21 protein-coding genes and 2 pseudogenes are annotated in these 17,919 nt (G+C 62.7%); 12 read left to right on the forward strand and 11 right to left on the reverse strand.

Features of this window, described 5'->3' with window-relative positions:
• The first annotated feature begins 95 nt into the window (after positions 1–95).
• On the forward strand, positions 96–833 hold the full coding sequence (locus VGC77_RS17295; protein ID WP_331172805.1) for a hypothetical protein: 738 nt from the start codon (positions 96–98) through the stop codon (positions 831–833).
• 437 nt (positions 834–1,270) lie between these two features.
• Here VGC77_RS17295 and VGC77_RS17300 read toward each other — a convergent pair whose 3' ends face one another.
• Genes VGC77_RS17300 through VGC77_RS17325 form a run of 6 tightly spaced genes read right to left on the reverse strand, consistent with a single transcriptional unit; the run spans position 1,271 to position 6,788 of the window.
• Positions 1,271–1,993, reverse strand: coding sequence for an alanyl-tRNA editing protein (locus tag VGC77_RS17300; protein ID WP_331172806.1), 723 nt, complete (start codon positions 1,991–1,993; stop codon positions 1,271–1,273).
• On the reverse strand, positions 1,990–2,991 hold the full coding sequence (locus tag VGC77_RS17305; RefSeq protein WP_331172807.1) for a serine O-acetyltransferase: 1,002 nt from the start codon (positions 2,989–2,991) through the stop codon (positions 1,990–1,992). Before VGC77_RS17305 ends, VGC77_RS17300 begins: the two co-directional genes overlap by 4 nt.
• 14 nt (positions 2,992–3,005) lie before the next feature.
• The gene (locus VGC77_RS17310) at positions 3,006–3,920 is read right to left on the reverse strand and encodes a cysteine synthase family protein (RefSeq protein ID WP_331172808.1); all 915 of its coding nucleotides are present in this window, start codon (positions 3,918–3,920) and stop codon (positions 3,006–3,008) included.
• Positions 3,921–3,947: 27 nt separating this feature from the next.
• On the reverse strand, positions 3,948–5,348 hold the full coding sequence (gene moeB, locus VGC77_RS17315; protein ID WP_331172809.1) for a molybdopterin-synthase adenylyltransferase MoeB: 1,401 nt from the start codon (positions 5,346–5,348) through the stop codon (positions 3,948–3,950).
• Positions 5,345–5,839, reverse strand: coding sequence for a Mov34/MPN/PAD-1 family protein (locus VGC77_RS17320; protein ID WP_331172810.1), 495 nt, complete (start codon positions 5,837–5,839; stop codon positions 5,345–5,347). Before VGC77_RS17320 ends, moeB begins: the two co-directional genes overlap by 4 nt.
• Positions 5,823–6,788, reverse strand: coding sequence for a DMT family transporter (locus VGC77_RS17325; RefSeq protein WP_331172811.1), 966 nt, complete (start codon positions 6,786–6,788; stop codon positions 5,823–5,825). The genes VGC77_RS17320 and VGC77_RS17325 overlap by 17 nt, the downstream gene beginning before the upstream one ends.
• A 102-nt stretch (positions 6,789–6,890) precedes the next feature.
• Between VGC77_RS17325 and VGC77_RS17330 the strand changes: the two genes are divergently transcribed.
• Complete coding sequence (locus VGC77_RS17330) at positions 6,891–8,318, forward strand: PLP-dependent aminotransferase family protein (protein ID WP_331172812.1); 1,428 nt, start codon at positions 6,891–6,893, stop codon at positions 8,316–8,318.
• A 137-nt stretch (positions 8,319–8,455) separates the two neighbouring features.
• Here the strand turns inward: VGC77_RS17330 and VGC77_RS17335 are convergent.
• Positions 8,456–9,144: pseudogene (locus VGC77_RS17335) on the reverse strand (IS630 family transposase); the annotation flags it as partial.
• Here VGC77_RS17335 and VGC77_RS17340 point away from each other — a divergent pair.
• Positions 9,139–9,426: pseudogene (locus tag VGC77_RS17340) on the forward strand (transposase); the annotation flags it as partial. The pseudogenes VGC77_RS17335 and VGC77_RS17340 sit on opposite strands and share 6 nt — an antisense overlap.
• A gap of 13 nt (positions 9,427–9,439) precedes the next feature.
• Here VGC77_RS17340 and VGC77_RS17345 read toward each other — a convergent pair.
• Positions 9,440–9,709, reverse strand: a complete 270-nt coding sequence (locus tag VGC77_RS17345) for a hypothetical protein (protein WP_331172813.1) — start codon at positions 9,707–9,709, stop codon at positions 9,440–9,442.
• 847 nt (positions 9,710–10,556) lie between these two features.
• Between VGC77_RS17345 and VGC77_RS17350 the strand changes: the two genes are divergently transcribed.
• The 5 genes from VGC77_RS17350 to VGC77_RS17370 all read left to right on the forward strand — a co-directional run bounded on the left by VGC77_RS17350 (position 10,557) and on the right by VGC77_RS17370 (position 14,176).
• Positions 10,557–10,727: a Flp family type IVb pilin gene (locus VGC77_RS17350; protein WP_331172814.1), complete on the forward strand. Its 171-nt coding sequence runs from the start codon at positions 10,557–10,559 to the stop codon at positions 10,725–10,727.
• Between the two features lie 216 nt (positions 10,728–10,943).
• Positions 10,944–11,168, forward strand: coding sequence for a hypothetical protein (locus tag VGC77_RS17355; RefSeq protein ID WP_414709691.1), 225 nt, complete (start codon positions 10,944–10,946; stop codon positions 11,166–11,168).
• Positions 11,169–11,392: 224 nt separating this feature from the next.
• Positions 11,393–11,998 (forward strand): CPBP family intramembrane glutamic endopeptidase, encoded by a 606-nt coding sequence (locus VGC77_RS17360; RefSeq protein WP_331172816.1) that lies wholly within the window; start codon positions 11,393–11,395, stop codon positions 11,996–11,998.
• A gap of 78 nt (positions 11,999–12,076) precedes the next feature.
• Positions 12,077–13,372: an SLC13 family permease gene (locus VGC77_RS17365; RefSeq protein ID WP_331172825.1), complete on the forward strand. Its 1,296-nt coding sequence runs from the start codon at positions 12,077–12,079 to the stop codon at positions 13,370–13,372.
• A gap of 51 nt (positions 13,373–13,423) precedes the next feature.
• The gene (locus VGC77_RS17370) at positions 13,424–14,176 is read left to right on the forward strand and encodes a tyrosine-protein phosphatase (RefSeq protein WP_331172817.1); all 753 of its coding nucleotides are present in this window, start codon (positions 13,424–13,426) and stop codon (positions 14,174–14,176) included.
• Between the two features lie 229 nt (positions 14,177–14,405).
• On the opposite strand, the gene VGC77_RS17375 is transcribed toward VGC77_RS17370, so the two are convergent.
• Entirely contained in the window at positions 14,406–14,648 is a 243-nt protein-coding gene (locus VGC77_RS17375) for a DUF2171 domain-containing protein (RefSeq protein ID WP_331172818.1), read from the reverse strand.
• Positions 14,649–14,833: 185 nt separating this feature from the next.
• Here VGC77_RS17375 and VGC77_RS17380 point away from each other — a divergent pair, with 185 nt between their 5' ends.
• Positions 14,834–15,028 carry a hypothetical protein gene (locus tag VGC77_RS17380; protein WP_331172819.1) on the forward strand — a complete coding sequence of 65 codons (195 nt, stop codon included), beginning with the start codon at positions 14,834–14,836 and terminating at the stop codon, positions 15,026–15,028.
• 68 nt (positions 15,029–15,096) lie between these two features.
• On the opposite strand, the gene VGC77_RS17385 is transcribed toward VGC77_RS17380, so the two are convergent.
• Entirely contained in the window at positions 15,097–15,945 is an 849-nt protein-coding gene (locus VGC77_RS17385; protein ID WP_331172820.1) for a tetratricopeptide repeat protein, read from the reverse strand.
• A gap of 176 nt (positions 15,946–16,121) precedes the next feature.
• On the opposite strand from VGC77_RS17385, the gene VGC77_RS17390 reads away from it, so the two are divergent.
• From VGC77_RS17390 to VGC77_RS17400, 3 genes are all read left to right on the forward strand, one after another.
• The gene (locus VGC77_RS17390; protein ID WP_331172821.1) at positions 16,122–16,580 is read left to right on the forward strand and encodes a hypothetical protein; all 459 of its coding nucleotides are present in this window, start codon (positions 16,122–16,124) and stop codon (positions 16,578–16,580) included.
• An 87-nt stretch (positions 16,581–16,667) separates the two neighbouring features.
• Entirely contained in the window at positions 16,668–16,841 is a 174-nt protein-coding gene (locus VGC77_RS17395; RefSeq protein ID WP_331172822.1) for a DUF1328 domain-containing protein, read from the forward strand.
• A gap of 230 nt (positions 16,842–17,071) precedes the next feature.
• Positions 17,072–17,371: a hypothetical protein gene (locus VGC77_RS17400; protein WP_331172823.1), complete on the forward strand. Its 300-nt coding sequence runs from the start codon at positions 17,072–17,074 to the stop codon at positions 17,369–17,371.
• Positions 17,372–17,504: 133 nt separating this feature from the next.
• Here VGC77_RS17400 and VGC77_RS17405 read toward each other — a convergent pair.
• Positions 17,505–17,919 (reverse strand): GNAT family N-acetyltransferase (locus VGC77_RS17405; RefSeq protein ID WP_331172824.1); only part of this gene is annotated, 415 nt, incomplete at its 5' end.

A 17,919-nucleotide genomic window follows, 5' to 3' on the forward strand; every position in this document is an offset into this window, starting at 1 on the left:
CAAAATTTGCGGCAATTCATAAGAGCTTCACGCTGAACACAATTGGGTCGCGAGTGGTGCCTCCGGTCCCTCAACACCGAACCGCAGCGGCGGTGATGACCGATCCAACCACCGGAGCTCTGTCGGCACGGCTTGCGCCGATGATGGAGGTGGGAGCCTGGGAGGCTGATCGCACCGCCGCTGCGTGGAAGCGGCTGGCGATCACCCTGTCCGTGCTGGCGCATGCTGCGGGGGTGGCTGTCGTCGTGCTGTTGAAGCCGCCCCCGTTCCTTCTGATCGACGAGGTTGCGATGGAGGTCTCGATCATCGTCGACGACGCTTCCTCATCAGGATTTGGCGCGGTCTCTGCGGTACCAACCGTCGCCGGACCGGCGGCGAGCCCGAACCAGACCTCGGCCGTGGCGCCGGTCGATCCCGGCCGTCCGGCGATTGTCAGTTCCGCGAAGTCTCGAACCAACAAGCCCGCCGAGTTCGACTGGGGTTCGACATTCGACATCGGCAAGATCCCGGCGCATTTCGGCCTGGGGGCGTTTGGCGCCTTGCAATGTCCGCTCGGCCGGTTGGCCGAACGCAATCCCAGATCGAAACGGACTACCGGCTGCGACCCCGTACCTGCGCAATTTCCTGAGGGATTTTCGGTGCGGTCGAGGTATTCGCCGCCTGCTTCGTCCGATCCGGGATCGGACGGCCCCGGACGAGGCGATGGTCACGCGCAACTAGTGTCGGAGATGAAGCGCGATCCGCTGCCGCTCCCGGGTTCTGAATATCTGCCGACCGAACGACCGCCTGCCATGCGCAGCTTGCGAACATGGCTCGGTCAATTGTTGCACTGAAGCTGGCGGGCCTTCGCGGGGACTCAGACCGGATTACGGCCAGCGTCCGCTGCGACCCGACGGGCGATAGGGAGCGTCCCGCGAGAAGCGGCGCGTCGGCATTTGGCGCCGCGACGTGGCCAACTGTTGCGGCAATGGTCCGTACCGTCGCGCGACCTCCGATACCACATCCCTGGCGCCGGCGTCTCCTCGGCGAAACGCGCCTCGCCTTGTCGCCCTTCGATGAACTGCGGGCGTTAGCTCGCAACCGCCACCGACGCTTGCTAGCGAATGCCGTTGATCTCTAAGGTCGCAGGATCGTTGGCCGGGCGAGGGCGATCATCGGTGTGCCCGCTGCCCTTGGCGCATTTAGACGAGCATTGCGACTCCGCATCCGACCGGGCCCCGACCTACCCGCGCACAGCCTCTCGTGGCGCCGCTCCCTCTGGTGTCGAGCATCACGTGAACCGGATACTGACCCGGCGATTATGCCGGCTCTTCTTCTCGATCTTCGCGCAAACCACGCGGCCAATCTCCCTGGAGCTAGCAACGTGGGTTCCGCCGCATGGCTGCAGATCGACATCGGCGATCTGCACAAGATTGATCTTGCCATCCCGCACCGGCGCCTCGATTGATTTGGTCCGTGTCAGCCGCATGACCTGTTCGAGATTTTCGGTTGCCCGCACCCGCCTCACCGGATGATCAACTTCAATGAGCTCATTGAGCCTGCGGGAGATCTCGTCCTTATCCAGCGTCATTTCCGGCAAGTCGAAATCCAGCCGTCCCTTGTCGGCTGCGATACTGCACCCGGTGACCGGCGCGTCGATCAGGCTGCACAGAAGATGAAGGCAAGTGTGCATCCGCATATGGCCATAGCGTCGTTCCCAATCGATCACGCCCTGTACCGGCTCGCCCTGCATCAGGCCGTCCGGCCCCGGCTCGCAGTCGTGCCAGATCAGTGCTGGATTGTCCCGATCGCGGTACGTGTTGGTGACTTTGAGCACCCGGTCAGCGGCGAAGATCTGACCGGTATCGCCGGGCTGGCCACCGCCCTGCGGATAGAAACACGTGCGATCAAGCGCCAATGCGGTCTCAGTTGCAGCCAGCACGTTTGCCGAGAACTCCCGCAGGTAAGGCGCGTCGTCGAACAGATCGCTGGTTCGCAGGTCGTGGAAATTCATGACACCAAACTCACCTGTTGGGATGCCAATGACGCGTTCTCGGCCAAAGCGGCCAAGCCGGGCGGTTCAATCAGAAACGACGTTTCCTTCGGCGAGCTCAGCTCCAAATTGAGCGGCCGCCTAACGCCGAGGGGGACCATCGATCGACCGCTGACGGGGTATTGCACGTGATCTCGCGAGGCCTGCAACTTTTGCAGCGATAGCCAATCAGCCGGCATGAAGTCCGAATCGACAATCGAAACCGAGAATTCCATCGCATTCGTGCCCACCAGGTGCAGTCGGTCGTCCTGTGCGTAGGCGCTCACGCAATTGTCGCGACGCACGCCGGACGGTCGGGCAACCTGCAGCTGATTGACGATGGTAACGCGGCTGTTGGACGGAATATTCCGCGTCACCACGCAGCAGGGGCTGAGGAATACGTTGTCGCCGATCTCGACGGCACCAAACACCCTGACATTGGCTCCAATCTGAACGTTGTTGCCGATCCGGGGGTGGCGGCGGAGTCCTGCAGGATTGTCGGCGATCCCACTGGAGCCGAGCACCACTCCGTTCAAGATGTAGCAACCGCTTCCGATGATGCAGGTTTCACCGATCACGGTGCCGTACCCGTGATCCAAAACGAAGCACTCGCCAATCTGCGCAGCCGGATGAATGTCGGCACCGGACGCTGCCTTGCCCGCCCCGGTCAATTTATGAGCCATCACCTCTCTGAGCGAGCGGTCGAGTCCGTCCATCCGCCACAGCCTGCTCGCCACCCGGAAATACAGCACCGCTTCAAAAGAGACGTAGCTCTCTAAGATCAGTCTGGTATTGCCGTTCGAGGCCGGATCGCGATGGGCAAAGGCCAGCAGATCTCCCTGCAGCAGCGCACCATCCTTGATCAGGATGTCGGCCAAGAATGGCAGAAGTGCGCCGAGCTCACGCGAGCTTAGACTGACGGCGAGATGCTCACGAATGGAGGCGTGAATATCGAGGTTCAAACGACCATCTGGCGTCATGAGGCACTGCTCCTCTAGCGAAAATACGAAAGATACGAGTCTATCGTGTCGTATGACAAAGTGAGAACCGTGGATCCGCGGTCCAAATCCTCCGCGATCTTGCTGATCGCCACCAAATTAGCGGCCGACGAAATGCCGAGGCTGATGGACTCCCGACGCAGGGTCGTCTTCGCCATTTCGATGCAGTCGGCTTTCGCGACCTTGATCACGCCGTCAAGAATGCCGAGGTTGAGCACGGCTGGAACGATCCCGACCGACAAGCCCTGGATGTCGTGCGGAGCGTGGCGATCGTTCAATAGATCGCATTGCTCGGGCTCTACTCCGTAGGCTTTCATCTCCGGCCAGCGTGCTTTCAGCGTCTCCGAGATGCCGGTGATGTGGCCGCCGGTCCCAATCCCGCCGACAAATACGTCGATCCGTTGCTCGCCGAAGTCAGCCAGGATTTCCCGTGCCGTCGTCCGGCGATGCACCTCGGGATTGGCCGGATTGCGTTGCTGGTTGAGCAGCACGTATTCCGGATGCATCAGCTGTATTTCCATGGCCATCTCGCCGTGCGAATTGTTGCCGCGACGACTATCGGACAGAACGACATCCGCGCCATGTAGGCGCAACAATTCTTGCTTCTCCTGGCTATAATTGTCCGGGATCACGAGAATCAGCTTGTAGCCGAGCTGGCAGCCAACCAACGCCAACCCGATGCCGGTATTGCCGCCGCTGGGTTCGATGATGGTCTGTCCGCTGCCGCGCGTCAGGATGCCGCGGGCTTCGGCATCCTCGATCATCGCCTTGGCCACACGGACCTTGTGGCTGCCGCCGGGGTTGAACGATTCGAGCTTGATCAGAGCATCGATTCCGAGTTCCTTCGACAGCGCGCAGAGACGCACGACCGGCGTGTTACCGATGAGATCGAGAACGCTGTCATTGATCATGCCCCTTAGTCCCCATCCACAACATAGTCAGTAGATCGGCATCGTCGGTTCGACGTCCCTCACCCAACGCTTGATGCCGCCTTCCAGGATACGGAAATCGCAAACTCCGGCATCGATAAACTTCGCCGCGGCCGACTTTGCCCGCGCTCCGGAATGACAGATGATGCAATGCGCGCGATCGCGCGGCAGTTCGTCGAAGCGGCTCACCAAATCGGCCAGCGGGACGTTCAGGGACCCCGGGATAGCACAGATCTCGAGTTCGTTCGGATCGCGCACATCGAGCAGCACATATCGATCGAGGTTCTCGGCCAGCTCTGTCGGCGAGATGAACATTGCCTGCGGTAGTTCGGCCGCACGAGGCGCCGCGAGCATGCTATCCACGGATCGATCCGGCGGATGCATCTGACTGCGCCGGCTGCCGCAATCCGGGCAGTTCGCCCTGTTGGAAAACCGAATCTCGTCAAACTTCATTTCCAGGGCGTCGTAGCGCACCAGCCGACCCGAGAGCGAATGGCCAAGCCCCAAAATCAGCTTGACCGCCTCGGTCGCTTGGATCGCCCCGATCACACCCGGCAGCACGCCGAAGACGCCACCGGCATTGCAACTCGGCGACAATTCGGTGGGCGGGCGTTGCGGGAAAAGACAGCGGTAACACGGCCCGCCGTCGTGGTTGAATACGCTAACCTGGCCCTCGAACCGATAGATCGCGCCATAGACCAGCGGCCTTTTCAGGATCGCGCAGGCATCGTTGACGATATAGCGACAGTTGAAATTGTCGCTTCCGTCGAGCACGACGTCATATCGGCCGACCAGGTCGAGGGCATTTTCAACGCTGAAGGCTGTGTCGTAAGTCTCGACCGTGATCGCAGGGTTGAGCTCGTTTAGCCGCGCCTTGGCCGAATTGACTTTCGGCATCCCGATGGTGTTTGTGCCGTGCACGACCTGCCGCTGCAAGTTGCTCATCTCCACGACATCGAAATCAACCAGTCCGATCACGCCGACGCCTGCCGCGGCGAGGTAGAGGCTGATCGGTGAACCTAACCCGCCGGTGCCGATGATCAGCGCCTTAGCGTTCTTCAATTTCGCCTGGCCTTCGCGTCCGACTCCGGGCAGCGTGATGTGGCGAGCATAGCGCCTCACCTCCTCGTTGCTGAGCCCGCCACCGCTCCCACCCGAGGTTGCAAGCATGATCTCCACATGGGAATTGTCCGGCAATTTCTGATCCAGCCGGATCACCTCGCCCCGACAAGTCAAAAGAAAATGTTCTTTGAGATTGCCGTTGGCATAAAACAGATGTTGTTGGAGCGGGCCGTGCTCCTCACAGATATTCTCGATTGCCGCCTTGAGAGTCTCGCCATCCCCGCCGAGTTCGGAGCATGGCAGACTTGCAACGCGGGCAACCGCGTCAGGGAATTTAACGCGGATCATCGACGTCTCCTTGCATGGGCCTCACGATAGGACTGATCAATGGGAAACACTCTGGCGCAGAAAAAACCGGCGTTCCGCCACACGAAAAGCTTGGCTTCCAGTGCTTTTGCTCGGCGGACGTCGATCACCAGATAGTCGACGGGGTAAACCGGCGTTCCGAGGAAGAGCGCCTTGTCGCTGTCCTCCTGACTAAAATACGCGCCAACGTCGGGATGCGAGTGATAGATCACTGACGCCGGATTTGCGGTCTCGAAGCTCCGGTTCAGGGCTAGAGTGTCGGCAACCGACAGAGTATAGCCGGCCGTCGCCCCGCGGCGGTAGCGTGCGGGATCGATTGACTTCAGGTCGTCTTGGATGTTGACGCACGCGCGGACCTCGCCGTCAGCGTAGACAAAGCCGCAGCATTCCTTGGGGTATGCCTGCTCCGCATGCCTGACGATGAGCGCCAGGGTCGCTTCATTCAGCGTTGCCATGTCATTCAGCGCGGTCATGGCGCGTCCCTTTTGTTGCCTTTCGCAGCAGCGGCTCAATCGGAAATTTTGTGACTGCAAAGCCTCCCAGCACGACCGCCATATTCAACAGAAAGTCGGAAGCCATCGGCAATCCTTCGTACCAGGCGCCGATCACCACAGCGAATACCGGGAAGATGATGAAGACGAACGACAGAATGATCGGACTCATCCGTTTAAGCAGGAAGAAGTACACGATGAAGCCGCCGACCGAGGCCACCAGCCCAAGATACATCAAGGCGAGCAAGGAACGGGACGAAATCGCCGTCAGATGCGGGTGCTCGATCACCACGCCGGCGGCGGTCATGAAGACACCGGCAATGGCGATTGGGAGCGCATTGAAGGTGACGACGCCGATGTTGCCACCCACGCGTTTCGTAATTACATATGCCAAGGCGTGCATACCGGCTGCGACCAGAATGGCGAGCACGCCCAGAAATCTCGTGTAGTCTAACTGCTCGCCTTGAGAATTGATAATCAGCGCAAGTCCTATGCAGCCGACGGTCATCCCTATCAATTGCGAGACGAGCACGCGTTCCTCAAGCAGGAACGCCGACAGCACCAGAATGAAGACAGGCATCGTACTGAATATCAGTGCAGTCAGCCCGGACGAGACGTATTGTTCGCCGTAGTTCAACAGCCAATACGGAACGCAGAAGTAAAAGAGCGTGACGAAGATGAAGAACGACGACATGCCTTTGGGGAAAAGAATAGGATCGCCGCGCAACCATGCGAAACTCAGAAACAACGGGAAGGCGATGAGAAAGCGCAGCCCCGCCGATGTGATCGGCGGAACGGTTTCGACCGCGATCTTGATGCCGAGCCAGGTGGTCCCCCAACTCAGGCAGACGATCAGAAACAGCATGGTCGTTACGGCTGCGGAGCCCCAGGAGGAATGCCATCGCTCTCTTGCCGCGCTCAATGTTGTCATCGCCGTGCCTGATCAGCATGGGCGTCGCCGCCGCATTTAACGTTCATTGAATGGATGCAATTTAGAAAATTGCACCTTTTAAGAGATGGTACGAAATACAAAATGGCTGTCAATTTGAATAATGACACCGTTTCAATCCTTCGCAGCGCGTTGCACGAAGGCACGGGACCAAAGTACCGGCGGCTGGCGCGACGGCTCGAGGCACTAATCCTGAGCCGCGGGTTACGGACCGGCGAGAAGTTACCGGCTCACCGCGACCTGGCTGCGCTCCTGGGCGTGACGGCAGGAACGATTAGTAGGGCTTACGGCGAATTGCGGAAGATCGGGCTGATTTCGTCCCGCGTGGGCGACGGCACCTTCGTGCTGGAATTGGCAAAGAAGAAGCGCAAGGAAACCGACTTCAAGCCTTACGGGGGCGGCGAACCGGGTCGCTACGACCTCAGTCGGAATACGGCGATCCCCGGCCGCATGCTGACATCGGTCAGCGAAACGTTGCGGCGTCTGGCGCTGCAGCCGGAGGCTCTCGAAGAACTGCTGCAATATGGGCCGGAGCTTGGATTGAATCGCCACCGCGCGGCGGGAGCCCGGTGGCTCAGCAACCATCATTCCGACGCCAACGCCGAACAGATCGTCTGCGTCAACGGCGGCCAGCACGGCTTGTTCTGCGTGCTCATGGCGCTGCTCGAACGTGGTGACACCCTGGTCACCGAACAGTTCACCTATCCGGGATTGATATCGGCCTGCCGAATTCTTGGCATCAATCTGGTCGGCCTCAAGATGGATGACGAAGGACTGATCCCGAAATCGCTCGATGCAGTCTGCCGGACTGCAACGGTCAGAGCGCTGTTCTGCACGCCGACGCTGCAGAACCCCACCACGGCGGTGCTTGGCCTGGAACGGCGCGCAGAGATCGCCCGGCTTTGTCGCGCGCATAATCTATTGGTCATCGAAGATGACGCGCACGGCGTCTTGGTCAAGGATCGTCACCCGCATATCGGACATTTCGTACCGGAACGAAGCATTCTGATTTCAAGTCTGTCAAAGGCGATCGCGGCCGGGCTGAGGGTCGGCTACGTCCATGCGCCGTTGCCATTGGTCGGACGCATCGGCACCATGGTGCGAACCAATTGCTGGATGGCGAACCCTCTGGCCTTCGAGATGGTCAGTCTCTGGATCGAGGACGGCAGCGCGCTGCGCTTCCTCGAAGACCAGATCGAGGAAATCGTTCGACGCAAAACCCTCGTTCAACCGCTTCTGGACGGCTTCGTCGTCAAAACCCATCCAAGGAGTCCGCACTTCTGGATCGAAGTTCCAAGCCCTTGGCGCGCCTCAGAGATTGCAAGCGAGTTAAGGCAGAAGAACTGTCTCGTTGCGCCTGCGGAGGCATTCGCCGTGGACCGTGACCGCACCGTCCAATTTCTGCGGGCTAGCGTTAGCAGCACCGAAAAGACCGACGCCGCGATCAGTGAAGGATTTCGCATTCTCTCCGCCGTATTGAAGAATCCTTCAACAACTACCGCTATTCACTAGCTTGCGATTACAGACTTTACGTTGCTACGCGAAAAAAGTGTCAATGAACTCAAATAACTCTTTGGGTTCAGCCCCACGCCCGAACGCTCGGCTCTTCGAGATCTTCGCAAGATGCTTGGTACGACGATTAGAGCGTTTCACGTTTTGATCGAAGCGTATCCTGCGTTGGCGAAGTAGTTGCTGCATTCGTGCGATTCGAAGGTGCCGACGAGATGGCCGATGGGCCGCCATGTATCGTCGATGGTGCGCTTCTGGACGACACGCATCCAGTGCTTGATCTTGGCAAATGCCTGCTCGATCGGATTGAGATCCGGCGAGTACGGCGGCAGGCACCACAGCCGGGCGCCGGCGGCGGTGATGAGGCGTCGCACCGCCGCCGATTTGTGGCTGCCGAGATTGTCCATGACGACGATGTCACCTGGCTTCAGCACCGGCACGAGTTGCTGCTCGACATAGGCGCGGAAGCTGTCGCCGTTGATCGGGCCGTCGAACACGCAAGGCGCGGTCAGCCTATCGCAGCGCAACGCGCCGAGGAAGTCAGCGTGCGCCAGTGGCCATGCGGCGCGAAGCCGCGCAGCCGCTCGCCTTTTGGTCCCCAGCCGCGCAGCGGGGCCATGTTGGTCTTGATCCAGGTCTCGTCGATGGACACCAGGCGTTATGGATCGAGGCGAGCCTGCAAGGCGTGCCCACGGCGCCGGCGCCGCGCCATGTCGGCACGGCCCTGCTCAATGGCGAACAGCGTTTTTTTAAACCGCAGCCCCTCGCGGCGCAGGAACGTCCACACCGCATTGTGCGAGACTTGCACGCCGCGCGCCGCCAATTGATCGAGGGATTGCCCGCCGAGGTCGTTATGGCCGATACCGCCTACGATGCCGATCACCTGCGCCAGGCCATCGCCGTCAAGGGCGCGCTCGCCGTCATCCCCAACAACCCGTCACGTGCGCTCAAATATCCGCTCGACAAGCATCTCTATGCTCAGCGCCATCTCGTGGAATGCTGCTTCTCAAAGCTCAAGCAATTCCGCCGCGTCGCAACCCGCTTCGAAAAGACCGCCCGAAACTACCGCGCCGTCGTCACTCTCGCGGCCATCATCTTATGGATGCGATAAGTGTCCACACTACCTAGCGCTGAAAGCTGCTCTTGATCTGCGCCAGCAAGGTCAGCACCCAGCACAGCGCAAAGCCGCCGGCCAGCCCGATGCCGGTGCGCCTGTCGATCAGCGATAGCCCGGTCCACAGCCACACCCGCCAGATCCACAGCGCGGCGATGCCGACCCCGAGCAGGCAGACCAACAGCTTGACGAAGCGGGAATTGGCGACGCCCACCGCGGCAAATAGGATGGTCAGCGGCACCAGGAACATCTGACAGGTCGAAATCAGGGTCTCGTTCAAGGCGGGCTCCGGCGGCATCAGGGCGACGCCGCAAGCCATAGGCGGCAAGTTCAAACAAATCGTTGCCGCGCCGCGCGCCGGCGCACGAGGACGGGCCGCGGCGGCCGGGCGCGCGGGACGGCCGAACGCGCAGCCGGGCTTGCGACGGCCGCCGGAGGATGGCGCAAAGTCCGCAGGCCGGATCGCCGTCGCAGCCCTCCCCGCCGTCGCCCGCCGTCGCGGCGATCTCGGCGAGCGCCGACATCCTCGCCGGGTCTCGGCGCGGTGCCGGGTCGGCGCGGCAGCGCCTGCGCCCCCGCGGCCGTGCCGCGATGGCGCCTCGGCTATGAGGTCCCGCGTCGGACAGCGCTCGCAACACCGTCCGAGCAAGCCGCGGTCAAACCGGCTGCCCCTAGCAAGCCGCCGCGAGCAAGCTGCGGCGGCAGTCGCGAAGTCCGATAGACGTTTCTTCCGCAAGCGCCCGGATTCCGCCGCTTGCCCCGCTTTGTCATCGCGCGTCGACAATCACGTCATCGACCGCGCGAACCCGTGGTAAATGCGTAGTTGTCAAATCATCGATGTGCGACACCTTGTCGCGAGAGCATTTTGTATCACGCGTGTCGCGCCAGGCGACATGACCGACCAGTAAGCCCGCCGCCTGTGTTTGTCTGATGTTTCAGTTACTACACGCTGGACACGCCCCGACACATTTTTCAAAGAATCTTGTACTAACTGGTATTTTTGCACCTGTAGTACAGGTTGTTCGGCAACCAGATTCAACCCGAGTTAAGTTTTCCCCGGCAAGGTCGCGGCGTTGACGGAAACACTCACCGCGCGGGCACAACAACTGAACTAACAGGAGAGCCACATGAATCATATCGTCATGAAATTTCTGAAGGACGAGTCGGGCGCCACCGCGATCGAATACGGTCTGATCGCCGCCGGCATCGCCCTCGCCATCATTAGCGCTGTCAACACCATCGGCAGCAATCTGAGTCTCAAGTTCACGAGCATCGGCGACAAGCTCGCGACACCCTAAAATCGTAAAGGAGGTCATCGCAACATAATTACTTCATTTTCTCCTTGGCTGGAGAGTTTCTGCGGGCTTCGATTCTCAGTCGGAGCCCGCTTTCATTTGGCGGCCGTCGCATGCCGATCAGCGCCGCCCGGTCGACCGGCGAGAGGCCGGCGGCTCGGCGCGGGCTTGCGTGACGCTGGCCACCGCGCGCCGGCTGAGTTATCAAGACCGATGAGATTGATCATCGCAGTTCTGATCGTCGCGGTGCTGCCGCTCGCAGCCTTTGCGGAACAGCCGGCCGCCACCGTGCCGCCGTCGCGCGATCCGCCGCGGCCGATTCCCCGTGCCGCCAAGACCAACCCCTGCGCCGAATTCGGTCCCGGCTTCGTGATGGTCGAGGGCTCCTCGACCTGCGTCAAGCTCGGCGGCTCGGTCAGCGTCGGCGGGCGGACGTCGCGCTAGAGAGCGAGAAAACCGCGCGGCGGCGCGGAGCGAGCGCGCGCGCTGTCATCGGCGCGACGTGGCGCGGTGTTTGAAACGCTTGAAAACTTGCATGAGTGAAACGACGGGACCGCCGGCGGCGTTGTCGCGCGACGGAATCACGAAATTTGCCGGGCCCCGGAACCGGCGGAAGCTCGCCGGCATATCGCGGCATGACATTTTTACGTCGTCTGGTATAAAGGTATATGACAATTTTGCGTCAATGGCGGGCCCTGGCGCCGCTGGCCGGCTTTGCCGCGCTGATCTCGATCCCCGGATTGGCCATCCATTGGGGCGCGTTGTCGTTTGAATACCGGCTGCACGCCCTGCTCGGCATTTCCGTGCTGTGCATCGCGCTGTGCTTCTACAGCGGCTTCTCCTTCGCCGAACTCGGGCTCAGCCGGCCGATCCTGATGTCGCATTGGATCGGCTGCGGCGCGGTCACCGTCGGGCTGGCGGCGATCATGGTGGTCGAGGCGCAGATCTTCAGCTTCACCCGGCAGCCGCCGAACTGGCTCAGCTTCGCGCCGTTCTACGTGCTGGTGTCGAGCCCCTGCCAGGAGGTGGTGTGCCGCTCGATCCCGAAGCTGATGACCGACAAACTGCAGACCAGCAACTGGGCCTATGTGCTGTATTCCTCGGCGATGTTCTCGCTGATCCATCTGGCCTATGGCGACGCCATGCTGCTGCTGAACACCTTCCTGGTCGGGCTGATCTGGGGCATCGCCTATCTGAAGATGCGCAACATCTGGCCCTTGATCCTGTCGCACGCCGCGGTCGGCACGCTGGCGTTTTCGCTCGGCATCGCCTGACATTGCGCATCGCGGGATCGGCGCTACAATCGTCGTCACCCGCCCCGTTGTCACGCCCGAGACGCCCGCTTGACCCCCATGTCCGGCAACCTGTTGTTGCCCGCGCTGCTGACCGCGGCGGCGATCCTGCTGTGGGCGGCGGCGTGGCTGCCGGAATTCCTCACCGCGCTGTTGTTCTTCGCCGCGGCGATGCTGTTGCGGGTGGCGCCGGCCGACACCGTGTTCGCCGGATTTTTCTCCGCGGCGTTCTGGCTGGTGCTGAGCGGCTTCGTGCTCGGCACCGCGATCCGCAAGGTCGGGCTCGCCGACCGCGCGGCGCGACTGTTGGCGCCCCGGCTCACCACCTCGTGGCCGCTTATGGTCGGCGGCGTCGTCCTGCTGTGCTACGCACTGGCCTTCGTGATGCCCTCCAACATGGGCCGCATCACCTTGCTGGTGCCGATCGTGCTGGCGCTGGCCGATCGCGCCGGGCTCACAGCCGGCAGCCGCGGCCGCAGCGGGTTGGTGCTCGCGGTCGGCTTCGCCACTTTCGAACTCTCCGCCAGCATCCTGCCCTCCAACGTGCCAAACTTGGTACTGGTGGGCGCCGCGGAAAGCGCGTTCGGGCTGCACTTCAGTTACCTGTCGTATTTCCTGCTGCACGCCCCGGTGCTCGGCCTGGCCAAGGGCGTGCTGCTGATCGTCTGCGTCTGCGTGATGTTCCCGGCCCGGCCGCAGCCGATCATCGATACCGAGCCGCCGGCCCCGCTCAGCGCCGAGGCGCGCCGGCTGAGCTGGCTGCTGCTGGCGACGCTGGCGCTGTGGATCAGCGACAGCTGGCACGGCATCTCGCCGGCCTGGATCGGGCTCGCCGCGGCGTGCCTCTGCCTGTTGCCGCGGATCGGATTTCTCAATGCCGAGGAGTTCGCCAGCGGCGTCAATATCCGCACCTGTCTCTACGTCGCCGGCATTCTCGGGCTCGCCGCGGTGGTGACGCAGTCCGGGCTCGGCGAGGCGGTGGGCCGCTACATCATCCAGGCGCTGCCGCTGCGGCCGCAGCAGCCGGCGCTGGATTTCGCCTCGCTGCTCGGGCTCAGCTCGGCGTTGAACTTCGTCGTCACCGGCAACGGCGTGCCGGCGATCTTCACGCCGCTGGCGCGGCTGCTGGCGGACTCCACCGGCCTGCCGCTGATGACCGTCCTGATGAGCCAGGTGTTCGGCTATGCGACGCCGCTGTTGCCGTATCAGGCCTCGCCGCTGGTGGTGGCGATGGGCCTCGGCGAGGTCGCCGCCCGCGACGGCTTGAAGCTCTGCCTGCTGCTGGCGGCATTGTCCTATGTGCTGCTGGCGCCGCTACAATATGGCTGGTTCCGGCTGCTCGGCTGGATCGCATAGCCCGCCGCAGTCTGTCATCCCCTCGCCAATGTCGATCGGCTACACTTGCGCATGCTCGATTCTTATCCGCGACACCTCGCGCTCGAAGGCGCCAGCAATTTCCGCGATCTCGGCGGCTATCCCGGCAAGGACGGCCGCAGCGTGCGCTGGCGGCAGATCTTCCGATCCAGCCATCTCGCGCAGCTCACCGGCGCGGACATCGCCGTACTCCGCGGCCTTGGCCTGAAGACCGCGTTCGACCTGCGCGGCGTCAAGGAGCGGCTCGGCACGATGTGCTGCGTCGACGACATCGCGGTGCATTCGCTGCCGATCGAGCCCGCGATCATGCTGGCGCTGCGCGACCGCATCATCGCCGGCGCGCCGCTGTCGGTCGGCGAGACCGCGGAGCTGATGCGAGAGTCCTACCGCGATTTCGTACACAACAACACGCAGGCGTTCCGCGCGCTGTTCACGCATCTTCTGGAAGACCACGCGCCGCTGGTGATCCACTGCACCGCCGGCAAAGACCGCACCGGCTTTGCCTGCGCGCTGATCCTGCACGCGCTCGGCGTCGCCGACGCGACGATCATCGAGGATTATCTTTTGACCAACCGGCACTATCGGCTCGACGACGCCACCGCAAGAAGCCTGCCGCTGCCGGCCGATATCACCGCGGTCCTGGTCTCGGTGGAAGATTCATTCCTCGCCGCGGCGTTCGACGCGATCCGCGCCGACTTCGGCGGGCTGGATCGCTATCTCGCCGAGGGACTGGGCCTCGGCCCGCCGCAGCGCGCGGCTCTCGAGGCGCGCTATCTCACGCGCTGAGCAGATCTTAGATCTGTGGATCGCGGTGGCTCGGATCGACTTATGCTTTTTAAAAGAACTCGCTCAACAAGCGATCGATGAAGCGATCGATGACATCAGGCGTTCAACGCGTAATTTCAAGGAGCTGTTGCGACGAAGCAACCCAAGGCCATGCACAAAGCCCTGGATCGCTTCGCTGCTCGGCCGGCGCGGCGCGCCGGCCTCTGCCACGACAATAACAAATCCTGAGTTACTTCTCTTCTTCCATTGTCACCGCGACGTCGCCATTGGCGGACAGTCGCACCTTGCTGCCTTCGATCTCGGCGACCAGGCTGCCTTCGATGAAATGGTGATGGCCCTTGTGGCTGCCCTGGCCGCTGTCGGCCTTGGTCAGCTTGATGCGATCGCCGTCGACGCGATCGACCGTGCCGATATGCACGCCGTCGGCGCCGATCACTTCCATATGTTCTTTGATGCCGCTTACGCCAGCCATGGTTCGTTCTCCGAGGAATGGAACCAGTCAACGCGCGGAGCCGGCTTAAGTTCGAGCTGCGGTGGATTTCTCGCAGCGTGTGGCACGGCGGTCGCAGGCGCGCATTCCGCGCCGGGGTTGCTCCGGCACAACGATCGGCATCCACAATCCGGAAAAATAACGGCGAATTGGCATGGGAGAGCAAGATGCGGGTTTTCGAACGCCTGAGACAGCGTTACTTCAGTGATGCGCGGCAACGCGCCGCCGAATTGCAAGCGCAGCAAGCCCGCCTGCTGGCGGAGATCAAGGCGAGCGACGACGTCCATGAGGCCGGCGAATGCTGCGGTTGTTCGAGCGGTCGCGAGACGTTACCCGAAGCGGCGGTGGCCGGTCGCCGCTAACTCGGCTTGCCGCGTGAATACGCGCATGAGGTGGCCCGCTTCCCATCGCAGCCCACACGGTGATGCGCTCAGAAGCACAGATTGCTGACCACACCGCCGTGCTTGTCCTTGAGCACATAGGGACATTCGGCGCGCTTCAGCGCCGCCTTGGCGTCGTCATTGCCGAGCGCCGCGGCCTTTTGATAATAGTCCTTCGCCGCTGTGGAATCCTGCGGCCCGCCGCGGCCGCTCTGCGCGAACGCCCCCATCCGCTCCAGCGCCGCCGGGTGGCCCTGCGCGGCGGCCTTCTCGAACAGGCTGCGGGCGCCGACGTCGTCCTTGGCGCCGCCCTGGCCCTCGGCCAGCATCATGCCGAGTTGATACTGCGCTTCCGCATTGCTCTCCGCGGCCTTCGCCAGCAGCGCGCGGGCACGCACCGGATCGGCCGGCGCGCCGCCGCCGCCGGACAGCGCCGCAAGATTGCTGATGCCGCGCGGATTGCCGGCTTCCGCCGCGCGCTCGAACAATTTTCGCGCCGCGGCGTCGTCCTTGGCCACGCCGGCGCCGGTCGCATAAAGCACGCCGAGTTCGACCATCGCCGAGCTGCTGCCCTTGTCGGCGGCCTTGCGATACGCCGCGATCGCCTCATTGCTCTGCCGGTTGGCAGCATAGGCGCGGCCAAGCCCGTACAGCGCGCGCCGCGACGAAGCCGCGGCAGTGCGACAGAATTTGATCGCGGTGGCGACGTCGCCGGGCGCGATCTCCGCCACGCCCTTGACGTCGGCCGGCTTGTCCGGGTCGGCGGGATCGGCGGCGAGCCGGTCGCACAACACCAGATCGGCGGATTGCGCCCGCGCCGGAGCCGATCCCGCGCTCAGCGCGAGCAGACTGCCGCCAAGCAGACAGACGAGTGAAACTGCACGAATGGGCTTGATCATGGTCCCCTGCCGGTTGGTCGACGCCGCGCCAACCTAAGGCCGCGCGGCGGCGCCAGCAAGCCGGCCGCGCGCTCATGATACGATCATGCTGCGGCGAAGGACTATCCGGTTGCCGCCGGCGTCGGCCGGATCCGAAGCGGCGTGTCAGCGGCCGCGGTTTCTGCTACACAGGACGGATGAGCAAACGACACGCCAATTGGGACACGCGCTCCGCGATCAGCAAGTCGGCCCACGTCGTGGAGCGGATCGGGCTGGCGATGGCCGGGGCGGCGTGCGGGCTGTTCGTCGCCGCCAATCTGATCCGCAGCAATATCGAGATGGGCTCCGGCACCGCGGCGCTGGCGATGTTGGCGTTCGGCGCCATCGGCTTCTACCTCGGCATCGACCTGCCGCCGCCGCTGCATGATCCCGAGACGCCGCCGAGTCACGTCGCCAGAACCGACTCCGTCGAACTGTTCAGCGCCATCGGCACGTTTCTGACCGCGCTCACCGCGGTGATCTCGGTCTATGCGATCGTGGTCGATGAGCGGCTGGCGCTGCCATTGGTGGCGCTGATCGGCGTCGCCTGGATGATCGGCACCACGATGCAGATCGCCGCCGGAGTCATCGCCAGGATCCGGCGCCAGGCGGCCTGACGCGATCGCGCATCGCATCGCACCCAAACACGGGAACCAACGTCGCGCCTTGCCGTTCAAACTTCGCTGAAGAGACGGAGCATGGTCATGACGATTTTGAAATGGGCGCTGATTTTCTTCGTGGTCTCGGTGATCGCCGGGGTGCTGGGATTCACCGGCATTTCCGCCGCCTCCGCCGACGTTTCGCGCATCCTGTTCTACATCTTCCTGGTGATCTTCCTGGTGCTGCTGCTGCTCGGACTGACCGTGTTCCGGGCCTAGCCGCCGCACTCAGCTCGGATTGCAACCCGGTCTGCGCTCAACCCTGATCGCGTATGTTTCTGAAGTCGCAGCGACATTTGCGCGCATGCGGGAGTTTGCGTTATTGATCTGGCGCAACGCGCAACTGTGTCGATCAAGGCAAAACCAACGCGACGGGTCTGCTACGTAATATTTATTTCTACGTCGCAGCATGCGGTCAATCACTTCATCGATGCAGCACAGGCCGACCAATGAGTGAAGATTGGAATACGAAATATGGCGTGCGTCGGGTGCGCCGCGATCCGCCGACGCTGGATGAAGCGATCTTCGCCGCGATGGGCATCACCGACGACGTCGAGTCGCAGGCCGAGATCGCCGCCTCGCTGATGGGCATGCCGGTCGAGGCGGTGCAGACCGAGGTTCGCAAGGCGAGCCGCGCCGCCGCCCGCACCACCCGCGTGATCACCGGCGAGCAGGGTTTTCAGCGCTCGATCGTGGTGGAGCGCCGCGTCACCCGCAAATTCGGCAACGACAAGCGGATCGGCTCGTAAGCAACGGTTTGCAGCAGCGGTTGGCGCCGCGACGGCGGCGCTCTGCGTTTTGAATTCCGGTTGAATGGCCGCGCGACAATGCAAGCGCGGATCCGCGCCGACCCAGGCGTCGGCGCCCAAATTGCCAAACAGGCTACGCGGCTTTGCCGAGGCCCGACATTCTCAAAAACAGCATCCAGCAGGCCTGATTGAAATCGATCAGCGCCTTGGCGGCGTCAGCCGGCAGCTCTTCCTTCACATCGAGATCCCGTCCGTCCGACGCCAGATTGGGCGCGTCGACGCTGGGATTGAGATCGATGGTGCCGGTGGATTCGCCGCGCCGGAAGGTCAGGTGGGCGCCGAATTTGTTGGCCAGCGCGCGCATCGCCTGGTTCTGCGAACCGGTGGTGATGCGCAGCCGCTCATACCCCAGCGAACTCGCCACCGCGATCAGCTGCTTGAACAGCGTGCTGCCGACGCCCTTGCGCCGCAGGCTGGCCTCGACGCTGAAGGCGATTTCGGGCAGCGAGTCGGACGACAGGTCGGGCTGGTGCAGTTCGGCGGCGGCA

It is taken from the genome of Rhodopseudomonas sp., from assembly GCF_036404135.1.
In the GTDB taxonomy this organism is placed as follows: Bacteria; Pseudomonadota; Alphaproteobacteria; order Rhizobiales; family Xanthobacteraceae; genus Rhodopseudomonas_A.